Source organism: Streptomyces sp. R33 (assembly GCF_041200175.1).
Lineage (GTDB): Bacteria > Actinomycetota > Actinomycetes > Streptomycetales > Streptomycetaceae > Streptomyces > Streptomyces katrae_B.
Genome location: NZ_CP165727.1, coordinates 5,902,790 through 5,913,011, shown reverse-complemented (window position 1 = coordinate 5,913,011; position 10,222 = coordinate 5,902,790). Strand labels below are relative to the sequence as shown.

Genomic DNA, 10,222 nt, shown 5'->3' with positions numbered 1-10,222 from the left:
TCGCTGCGCTCCACCATTGACCGCCCGGCCCACCCCGGAATGCCAAAGACTGTCGGGAAGCCCCCGAAGGAATGGCCGGGAGGTTCATGTCCAGGCCATGGCCCATCAGCGATGCCGAGCAGGAGCCCCCTGCCATCCGCACCCAGCCCACCAGGACCACCGAGCCAGGCCGGCGACCAGGCCGCGGGGAGAGCACGCCCCCTCAAGGGCCCATAAGTCACAGGTCCCGGGTCCGGGCAGGGTCAACCTGCACCAGACAGCGGCCCAGATGCCCATGTCGGCACGAGTGGGCCCGTGAACGCACCAAATCGCTACGCGCTCCTCTCAGCTTGGCGTCCGCCGGTGATCTGGGGCTGGTCGCAAGCCGCCCATGATCCCCACCTGCTACCGGCGGTCTCGCGGCGCTCAAAAACGAGCACCCAAGGCGAGGAGGCGGCAAGTCGGAGTCTGGTGCCGGTCTTCTCAACCTCACACTCCGGCAGGCGCCCATCCCCCTCCCATCCGGCCACCAAAACGGGATAAACAACCCGCAGCCGCACCGGCAGGGACGTCTCAAGCGATCATGGGCGGCGTATGTTCAGCCCCAGGCGGGGCCAGGACGCCAAGCCGGGCGGAGCGCGTAGCGATCTGGTGCGTCCATGGGCCCGGCTGCACCGGAGCGCCGTCTCATCGCCGTCTGGTGCGGCTTGACCCTGATCAGGTCCGGAAAGGGTGCCACTGGGCCCTCGAGGGGAGCGCGCCCTCCCCGTGGCCCCGGCGCCGGCGGGCTCGGTGCTCCTGGTGGGCTGGGTGCGGATGGACAGGGGCCGTCGGCCAGGATCTCCGATCGGGGCTGGTCGGAATCCGAACCCCCCGGCCATCCTTCGGGGGCGTCCCGGCAGTCTGTTGGCATTCCGGGGCGGGTCGGTCGGTCAAGGGTGGCCGAAGGCCATCGCGAAGCGACGCGACGAAGGAGCGCCCTTGAGGGACCGGCACGACACGGAAGGACAGTGGACTGCCGGGACGCCCCCGGACACACACCGACGCGGAGTGCACAGATCCCGCCCCCCGAAACCCCGGCAGACGTCACCGACACCGCTCGCACAGACCCCGCCCCGGCATCCCGGCAGACGTCACCCGCGCCGAGCACGCAAACCCCGCCGCACCGCCCGCCACCCAACCCCACCGCACCGCACCCCACCACCCCCTACTGCCCCACCCGCCCGTCGATCCGCTCCCGCAGGAAATCGGCATGGCCGTTGTGGCGGGCGTATTCCTCGATCATGTGGACCAGTACCTCGCGGAGCTCCATCGGCTGTCCGCCGTCGTCGCCCACGACGCCCAGGTCCGGGGCCCCGGCCACCAGCTGTTCCGCGAAGGCGACCTCGGCCCGCCACGTGGCCCACGCGTCCGACACGACCGCCGGGTCGGCCACCGCCTCCGTGAAGTCCGCCGCCGGGTCCTCCGCCGAGCGGTAGTGCCGTCGTACGTCCTCGCCCGCCATCACCTGGCGGAACCAGTACTGCTCCACGCCCGCCAGGTGCCGTACGAGCCCCAGCAGGGAGAGGTTCGACGGCTCCACCGAGCGGCGCGCCATCGCCTCGGCGTCGAGTCCGGCGCACTTCAGCTCCAGCGTCAGCCGCTGGTCGCGCAGGTAGCCGGCGAGGATGGCGCGTTCGCCTTGGAAGCCGCCATCGGTGCGGGTGTCCTCGTCGGGGTGGACGAACATGTTGGACCAGCCGAAGCGTCGCCCGGGACCGGGCTCGGGGACGGCGGTGGACGCGGAGTCAGCGCTGTCGGTCATGCCCGCGAGCGTGCCCCGTACGTCCGTCTCCCGCAACGGGGTATCCCGCGCCCCGCCCGCACCCCCGTCAGCCCGCGATGGCCTCGTACAGCGAGAACGCGGCCAGCGCCGCCATCACGCCCGCCGCGACCTTCGTGATCAGGCGCAGCGGCACGTACTTCATGAGGGTCTTCCCGCCCAGGATTCCGATGCCCGCGACCGCCCACAGGGCGAGGACGGCGCCGATGCCGACGGAGACGGGGTTGTCGTAGCGTGCGGCGAGGTTGGCGGTCATGATCTGGGTCAGGTCACCGAATTCGGCCACTAGGATCAGCATGAATCCGGCCCCGGAGACCTTCCAGAAGGACTGGTCGGCGGGTGCCTTGACCTCCTCGTCCCCGTCGCTCTTCTTCAGGAGCAGCATGGCCGCGCCGGCGAGGAAGAGGACTCCGACGACGGCTTGGACGAGCCGGTGCGGGAGGAGGGTGAGCACGCTGCCTGCGGCGATGGCGAGTGCGACGTGTACGGCGAAGGCGGCGGCAACCCCGGCGAAGACGTACGAGGCGCGGTAGCGGGTGCCGAGCATCAGGCCGGCGAGGGCCGTCTTGTCGGGGAGTTCGGCGAGGAAGACGACTCCGAAGGCGATCGCCGTGACGGTGATGCTGAAGGTGCTGCTGAACACGGGGGCGGAACCTCAATCGGTCGGGCAGGACGCCATCGATACCGAGAGACCTGGGGTGTTTCGGGGGTCGCTTCGGCTCGGCGGCGCCCTGACTGCGTCCACGCACCCGTGTGGACGGGTGCAGATGAACAGGTACAGGACACTGCGGCCGAAGGTCTCGCTGGCCGGCCGCTGCGTGCGGCCTGCCTCCGGGCGCCGGCTGGGGTGACCCAGCAGTATGTCGACGGTCCGGCGAAGAGCTACTCCCCTTCTGCTCCCAGCAGGATACGCGACGGCTGCTGCCGCCCGAAATAGGCCGTTGGTCCCGACCCGGGCTCCGAGCTGTTCGCCGCACCCGGTCCACTCGCGCCGCAGCGCACCCGGCTGCACCCGCGCCACCCTCTCCCCGGAGGCACAACTTCCGGTTAATTCCTTCGAGTTCCCCCCTTCCCGCACCTGACGTGCCCATGTCGCAAACCTGTAACCTTGCGCCCGCCGCCACGCAATCTGGCGCCGCCACCATGGCCGCGCCCCTCTCCGGGGCTGACCGGCCACACCCCCCACCCAGGGAGCCCCCTCATGGCCCTCAAGACACTCATATCGACTGTCTACGCGCGTCGAATTGGCGTGCTCGCGTCAGCAGCCACGCTCGCCGCCCTCACCTCCCTCGTGAACGCCCCCGTCGCCCAGGCCTCCCCGCCCACCCCCATCAGCGCGGCGGCCGCCCGCTCGTACCTCGCCACCGTCACCCCGAAGACCGAGGGTTCCCTCAGCGGCTACAGCCGCAGCCTCTTCCCGCACTGGAGCACCGTCTCCGGAACCTGCAACACCCGCGAGACGGTCCTCAAGCGCGACGGCGTCAACGTCGTCACCGACTCGGCCTGCGCCTCCGTGAGCGGCAGCTGGTATTCCGAGTACGACGGCGCCACCTGGACCGCCGCCGCCGACCTCGACATCGACCACGTCGTCCCGCTCGCCGAGGCCTGGCGCTCCGGGGCCAGCTCCTGGACCACCTCCCAGCGCCAGCAGTTCGCCAACGACCTCACCCGCCCGCAGCTCATCGCGGTCACCGACAACGTCAACCAGGCCAAGGGTGACCTCGACCCGGGCAAGTGGCTGCCGCCGCGGACCGCCTACCGCTGCACGTACGCGCGGATGTGGGTCCAGGTCAAGCAGTACTGGGCTCTGAGCATGGACTCCGGTGAGAAGACGGCCCTGGTGAACATCCTCAACGGCTGCTGACACCCGACCGGCTCGCAGAGCGGCCCGGAGGCCGAATCGAAGACCGGCCCGGAGGCCGAACCGGAGGCCGAACCGGAAGGCGAAACCCGAGGCCGGACCGCCCGTCGGCCATTCACCCGGCTTCTCCCCCGCCAGGGGGAGGCCACGCTCCCCCTCCCCGTCGTACCGTGATCGAAGGGGCTACGGAGGAGGGGGAGTTGCATGGCCGGATTGCGTCTGGGGCCGCTGCTTCGCTATGTCGACTGGGACACGGGCGGCTGCGCCACGATATGGGTCGAGGCCGACCGCCCGTGCACGGCCGAGGTGCGCTGCGCCGATGGAGCCGGCGGCAGCGTGCGTACCTTCCAGGTCGCCGGGCACCACTACGCCCTGGTGCCGGTGACCGGCCTGACCCCGGGGAGCACCACCGCGTACGAGGTGCTGCTCGACGGCGTGCAGGTCTGGCCGCCGGCGGGGACGGCCTTCCCGCCGAGCACGATCACGACGCCCGCGGTCACGGCGGCCGGGCGGCCGGTCCCGGGGCTGCGGGTGACGTTCGGGTCGTGCCGGCAGGCGGCGCCGCCGGCCGACCGGCACGGGCCGCACGGTCCGGATGCCTTGGACACCCTCGCGGCGCGGCTGGCCGCCGATCCGGATGAGGTGCGGCCGGATGTGTTGCTCCTGCTGGGTGACCAGGTGTACGCGGATCAGCTGTCCCGGGAGACGAGGCGGTGGATCGCGGCCCGGCGGGATCTGCGGGAGGCTCCCGGCGCTCAGGTCGCGGACTACGAGGAGTACACGCGGCTGTACTACGAGTCCTGGCTCGACCCGGAGATCCGCTGGTTGCTCTCCACCGTCTCCAGCCTGCAGATATTCGACGACCACGATGTCGTGGACGACTGGAACACGAGCGCGGCCTGGCTGGCGGAGATGCGGGCGACGCCGTGGTGGCAGGAGCGGGTGGTCAGCGGGCTGATGTCCTACTGGGTGTACCAGCACCTGGGGAATCTCTCGCCGGCCGAGCTCGCGGCCGACCCGCTGTACGAGGCCGTGCGCAAGTCCCCGGACGGTACGGATGCGCTGCGGGCCTTCGCCGCCGCGGCGGATGCCGATCCGGGCTCGGTGCGCTGGAGCTATCGGCGCGACTTCGGCCGGACGCGGCTGCTGATGGTGGATACGCGGGCGGCGCGGGTGCTGGCCGAAGGCGGGCGGGCGATGCTCGATCCGGCGGAGCAGCAGTGGCTCCGCGACAACGCCCTCGCCGGGCACGGAGGTTACGACCACCTCCTCATCGGTTCGTCGCTGCCGTGGCTGATGCCGCCGCTGATACACGATGCGGAGGCGTGGAATGCCGCGCTGTGCCGTGGTGAGCGGGGGCCGCGGTGGGCGCGGATCGGGGAGGATCTGCGGCGGCGCAGCGATCTGGAGCACTGGGCGGCGTTCCCGGCCTCGTTCGCGGCGCTCAGCGATCTGATCGAGGAAGTCGGGACGGGGCCGCGGGCGCCGGCGACGGTGTGCGTGCTGTCCGGGGATGTGCATCATGCGTACGTGGCCGAGCCCCGAATACCCAGTACGGCGCGGTTGTTCCAGTTGACGTGTTCGCCCGTGCACAACTCGATCCACACGGCGGTGAAGTGGGGCTTCCGGCTGGGCTGGTCGCGGACGGGGCGGTGGCTGGGTCGCGGGTTCTCGCGGCACGGGCGGACGGGTCGCCCGCCGCTGAGCTGGCGTCGTACGGGTGGACCGTGGTTCGGGAACCAGCTGATGACGCTGGCGCTGGCGGGCCGGTCGGCCCGACTGCGGCTGGACCAGGCGCACAAGGCGCGGAAGGGACAGCGGCGGGCCCGGCTGGTGACGGTGCTGGACCGCGAGCTGACGGCGGCTGACTGAGACGAACGGACGGGGCTGACACACTGTGGGCCCGGGAAACCCCCGGGCGTACGGCGCGCGAACGCCAGGCGTACGCTGTATGGCTGTCAGCCGCCCCTGCCGCTCCCCCGCGACGTCGCGGCGCTTCATGCCGAAGCACGTCAATCGGACTGGGGAGTCCCGCTTTGTTTGAGACTCTGGGGTCGCTGACCACGAGCCCATGGATCTACGCCGTGGTAGCGCTGTCCGTCGTGCTCGACGTCTTCCTGCCGGTGCTGCCGAGCGGGGTTCTGGTGATCACCGCTGCGGCGGCTGCGGCAGCCGCCGGGGCGGCCGGGCCGGTGCCGGTTCCGGCGCAGGTGCCGGACATCCTGGCGCTGCTGGTGATTGCCACGACCTCGTCGGTACTGGGTGACATGGCCGCGTTCCGGCTGGCCCGGCGCGGCGGGGCCCGGCTGGACCGCGTCATCGCCCGGTCCCGCCGCCTCACCCGGGCCCAGGAACGCCTGGGCACGGCCCTGGCCCGTGGCGGCGGCGCCCTCGTGGTGATCGCCCGCTTCGCCCCGGCCGGCCGCTCCGTGGTGTCCCTGGGCGCGGGCAAGACCCACCGCAAGGTCATGGAGTTCCTGCCCTGGTCGGTGCTGGCCGGCATGGCCTGGGCCGGGTACAGCGTGGCCCTGGGCTACTTCGGCACCCAGTGGCTCGGCGCGGCCTGGCTCGGCACCGCGGTCTCCGTGATCGCCCTGTTCGCCGCCGGGGCCTTGGCGGCCTTCGTGGTCCGCCGCCCCGTCCCGGCACCGGCGTAGCCCGCCGCCTCGCGCCCGGCGATTCCCCCGGGCGGAGCAACGGCTCACCCGTTCACCCGGCCCCGATCGCCGCCCCGGGCCCGGGCTCCTAGCGTCCACAGCACGGCGCGCAACCGAATCCGCGTCACATCCGTGGCCTGGCCGTGCCGTTTCGAGGAGCCCGAGGAGTTCTCTCCATGCCCGCCACGCCGCTCGCCCAGCTGCCGAACCGCCGCCTCCTGGCAAGGGTCGCGGCTGCGACCCTCGTCCTCGCCGCGTCTCCCCTCACGGTCGCCCACGCCGCCTCCCCCTACGCCACCGTCTCCCCCACCGCCGTCGCCCCAGGCGGCCGGGTCAGCCTGAACGTCACCGGCTGCGGGACCAAGACCGGCCTGGCCTCCTCCAGCGCCTTCGGCGACGTACGGCTGACCCCGGGCAACCTCGAGGCCACGAACCTCTTCGGCAACGCCACCGTCTTCAGCAACGCCAACGCCGGCGCGCACTCCGTCACCTTCGAGTGCGGTGGCGCCGGCGGCCAGCGCGTCACCATCTCCCTCCAGGTCACCAGCGGCGCGGCCCGAGGCGGGCTGGGCGGCAGCATCGGCGCGATGAGCCCCGGCCAGATCGCCCTGGGCGGAACGATGGCCGCAGGCGCACTGGGCACCGGCATCTGGGTCCTACGCCGCCGCTCCCGCATGTCGTAACGCCGGAACGCCCCACTGACCGCCGATCGCCGACCCGGATCCGCGGTGCCCGTCCATCGGCGGCGGTGGCAGTGCACGACGTCCGGCCCGGGACACGAGACGGGGCAGACCTAGGCGCCGGCGGTGACGGTGGCCGCCGCGCCTCTGACCTGCAAGCCGTCCAGCAGGTCCCGCGTCGCCTCGGCGATCGCGTCCACGGCGGCCTCGAAGACCTCCTGATTGTGCGCGGCGGGCGCCCGGAACCCGGACACCTTCCGTACGTACTGCAGCGCGGCGGCGCGGATCTCCTCCTCGGTGGCCTTCTCGGGGATGGCGGGCGGACGCAGGGTCTTAATGGAACGGCACATACCCCCACTATCCCGCTACGGGGGCAGCTCGGCCCCGGAAAGTTTCATGATCAAACCGGCTTGCAGCCGCGCCCGCAGCACGGGATCCGAAACCTCGTCCAGCAACTCGACGGCCTGCTGCATGGCGGCGGTGGCCCGACGGTCCTCGCGCAGGGAGGCGGTCTGATGGGCCATGTGCTTGAGCGCGATGTCGGCCCGCCGGTGAAACAGCTGCCCGATGAGCGCGACGACGACGCCGACCGAGCTCATGACCACGCCGAGGTACAGATCCCCGCTGCTCTCGGCCTTCCACACGGCCAGCGCCACCCCGAGCAGCAGTATGGCGGCGCCGGCCGCGGCGAACCGCTGGCTGGTGGCGAAGCTGCTGCGCGCCTGCGTCAGCCCGTACGCGTAATACTCCACGAGCACGGACGTGAACTCGGCGTCCCCGTGCCCCTCCCGCCCGGCCGGTATCCCCCCGACATCGGCGTACTTCGGATCCCCGACAACCGCCGCCGGCTCCGCAACCCCCGCCAACAACCGCGCCCGCTCGTCATCCCTCCGCCGCTCGAAGCTCCGGGTTTCCCTCCCCCACGCCACCAACACCACGGCGACCATCAGAACCGCCGCCCCACCGACTACGACCCACTCCCCCATCCCCGCCCCATCCCCCACCCAACAGCCCCCAAACCCCGTCGAGTTCGCCAGACGACGGCCGAAGCAGAACGGCGCTCCACGTCCACGTTGCCGTCAGCCCCTGCCGTCACCCGACGCTGCCGGACCCGTCATCGCAGCGGGGACCGCCGGGCGCCCCGTGGACCGCGAAGTGGTAAATGCCGTCCACATCAGGAGCGTTGGGATCGCCATCCAGGGAGCGGCCACCGTCGCGATCGCACGGCCAGGGCACGGCGCCGCGGCGACGGCGGTGAAAGCGGCGCAAGGCAGCAAGCACATCACCTCACGCCCCTGGCCATCGCGCATCGACAGCTCCTCGCACGCCAGCTCGCTGGATCTGGACGAGGAACGCAATAGCCCCCCGGCAACGATCGGCCGGGGTCCTCTCACTGCCGGAACGGGCGGCCCGTCGAGCCGCGGAATGTGTACCGCCCTTTCGCTCGAGTGGCCAAGGACGCCGGTTTGAGGGTGATTCGACTGCACGACGCGCGGCACGGGACCGCGACTTTGCTGACCGCCGCCGGCGTCCCGCCTCGAGTCTTGAAGGAGATCCCCGGGCACTCGCAGATCTCGGTCACCATGAACGTGTACGCGCACGTCGTCCAGGACCGGCAGCGCGAGGCGGTCGGGCACATGGACCGGCTGCTCAGCCGTCGGATGCCGGCCGAGTAGGCGACTGCCGTCAATTGGAACCGTCAAAGGCCCCCAACCGTGATCGGTTGGGGGCCTTTGTGCTGGTGGGCGTGGACGGTTTCGAACCGCCGACATCTGCTTTGTAAGAACCCGTAAACCCTGAGTGAGGCTCAGTGAGTCTCAATGAGGCCTCGTGAGCCTCGATTCGACACCCGCCACCGCCCAATTCCCGGTCTCCGTGAGTCTCGATGAGTCTCAGTGAGGGGGTGTTGTGGCGTCGTTGTGGCGTCGCGTGGCGTCGATGGCTCACGACACCGCCCGCAGCGTCCGGCCGCTGACCAGCGCGGCACGTACTTCCTCGACCAGTTCGGGCCCGGCGTGCTGGTACAGCCACGTCACGCGGCCGCCTCGCTCGTGCCCCATGATGACCTGAACGTCCTTCTCCGGGACGCCAGCATCCTTCAGGCGGGTGGCGAAGGTGTGCCGGAGGTCGTGGACGCGCGGCCAGTACTCGTTGCGGCCGGTCTCCGGGTTTTTGACGATGCGGGCGAGGCCAGCGGCCTTGATGGCGGGGAGCCAGTGGCGCCGGAAGTTCGGCCGCGTCAGCACCGAGTCCAGGTCGGCCGCAACTCCGTTCTTGTTTTTCCGCGTCCGTCCCGCCAGCGGCCCCCGGAAGATCAGCTCCTCGGGGTGCATGCCGTCCTCGATGGAGGACTCCGTCACGGCCGGCTGATGCTTCTCCATCATCGCCTTGACGGCCTCGACCGCGGCCGGGGTGAGCGGCACGGTCCGGAACCCAGCCTTGGACTTGGGCGCCATCTTGCGCCGGATGACGCCCTTGTCGTCGATGAGAACTTCCTTCACCTTCACCGTGCAACGTTGAAGGTCCACGTTGCAGGCCCGAAGGCCGGTGTACTCGCCCCACCGCATCCCGGTCTCTTGGGCGAACACCATGAGGGGATGGTAGTACGCCGTGAGGTGCTCGCGGATCAGATCGCACTGCGCGGCCGTGGGCGGGATCAGATCGTCGGGGTGCTTGGCCGGCGCCGGGGCTACCTCGATGTCCAGGCAGGGGTTGACGCTGATCCGCCGGTCCCGGAGCGCGGCAACCATCATGTGCCGGAGCAGCTCCAGCGCCTTCTTCTGGGTGGCGTGGCCCTTGACCTCGTTGGTGATCCAGTCCTGCACCTGCACCCACGTGATGCTGTTGAGCTTCCGCCGGCCCCACTTCGGCTGGACGTGGACCGTCCACGCGCTGAGCTTCCGGTTCGTCGTCGTGACGGACTTCTTCTTCACCGTGGGCCACCAGATCGCGTACCACTCGTCGATGGTGACCGCGCCCCGCTTCGGGTCCTGGTAGGTGCCCTCGCGGACCTGCGTGCGCACCTTGTCGAGGTGCGCCGCGGCTTCCTTCTGCGTCGGGAACAGGGGGCCGCACTGCTTGCCGTTCGGGTCGCGGTAGCGGGCCTGCCAGTTGCCCGTGCAGTCCCGGCGCGGGACCCGCTCCTTGTACTTGCCCGGGGGGAACTCCGCCAGGCACAACGCGCAGCCGCACGTCTTGCTGCGCATCTGCCTGGGGTTGGTCG

9 protein-coding genes and 1 pseudogene are annotated in these 10,222 nt (G+C 71.0%); 5 read left to right on the top strand and 5 right to left on the bottom strand.

What is annotated here, in order from left to right:
- Positions 1-1,186: 1,186 nt before the first annotated feature.
- Together AB5J51_RS27250 and AB5J51_RS27245 are read right to left on the bottom strand one after the other, a co-directional pair.
- Positions 1,187-1,708 (bottom strand): DinB family protein, encoded by a 522-nt coding sequence (locus tag AB5J51_RS27250; protein WP_369780322.1) that lies wholly within the window; start codon positions 1,706-1,708, stop codon positions 1,187-1,189.
- Between the two features lie 142 nt (positions 1,709-1,850).
- Positions 1,851-2,444, bottom strand: coding sequence for a TMEM165/GDT1 family protein (locus tag AB5J51_RS27245; protein ID WP_133898149.1), 594 nt, complete (start codon positions 2,442-2,444; stop codon positions 1,851-1,853).
- A 558-nt stretch (positions 2,445-3,002) separates the two neighbouring features.
- On the opposite strand from AB5J51_RS27245, the gene AB5J51_RS27240 reads away from it, so the two are divergent.
- From AB5J51_RS27240 to AB5J51_RS27225, 4 genes are all read left to right on the top strand, one after another.
- A complete protein-coding gene (locus AB5J51_RS27240; protein ID WP_053785254.1) occupies positions 3,003-3,665 on the top strand; it encodes an HNH endonuclease family protein in 663 nt (220 codons plus the stop codon).
- A 201-nt stretch (positions 3,666-3,866) separates the two neighbouring features.
- Positions 3,867-5,534, top strand: coding sequence for an alkaline phosphatase D family protein (locus AB5J51_RS27235; RefSeq protein ID WP_369778886.1), 1,668 nt, complete (start codon positions 3,867-3,869; stop codon positions 5,532-5,534).
- 164 nt (positions 5,535-5,698) lie between these two features.
- A complete protein-coding gene (locus AB5J51_RS27230; protein ID WP_078987163.1) occupies positions 5,699-6,319 on the top strand; it encodes a DedA family protein in 621 nt (206 codons plus the stop codon).
- 176 nt (positions 6,320-6,495) lie between these two features.
- Positions 6,496-7,002, top strand: a complete 507-nt coding sequence (locus AB5J51_RS27225; RefSeq protein ID WP_369778885.1) for a hypothetical protein — start codon at positions 6,496-6,498, stop codon at positions 7,000-7,002.
- A 110-nt stretch (positions 7,003-7,112) separates the two neighbouring features.
- On the opposite strand, the gene AB5J51_RS27220 is transcribed toward AB5J51_RS27225, so the two are convergent.
- Positions 7,113-7,349 (bottom strand): DUF2277 domain-containing protein, encoded by a 237-nt coding sequence (locus AB5J51_RS27220; protein ID WP_133898147.1) that lies wholly within the window; start codon positions 7,347-7,349, stop codon positions 7,113-7,115.
- Positions 7,350-7,364: 15 nt separating this feature from the next.
- Positions 7,365-7,946 carry a hypothetical protein gene (locus AB5J51_RS27215; protein ID WP_369778884.1) on the bottom strand — a complete coding sequence of 194 codons (582 nt, stop codon included), beginning with the start codon at positions 7,944-7,946 and terminating at the stop codon, positions 7,365-7,367.
- A 450-nt stretch (positions 7,947-8,396) separates the two neighbouring features.
- Here AB5J51_RS27215 and AB5J51_RS27210 point away from each other — a divergent pair.
- Positions 8,397-8,675 (top strand): annotated as a pseudogene (locus tag AB5J51_RS27210) (tyrosine-type recombinase/integrase); the annotation flags it as partial.
- Positions 8,676-8,942: 267 nt separating this feature from the next.
- Here the strand turns inward: AB5J51_RS27210 and AB5J51_RS27205 are convergent.
- A complete protein-coding gene (locus AB5J51_RS27205; RefSeq protein ID WP_369778883.1) occupies positions 8,943-10,205 on the bottom strand; it encodes a tyrosine-type recombinase/integrase in 1,263 nt (420 codons plus the stop codon).
- Positions 10,206-10,222: the final 17 nt, after the last annotated feature.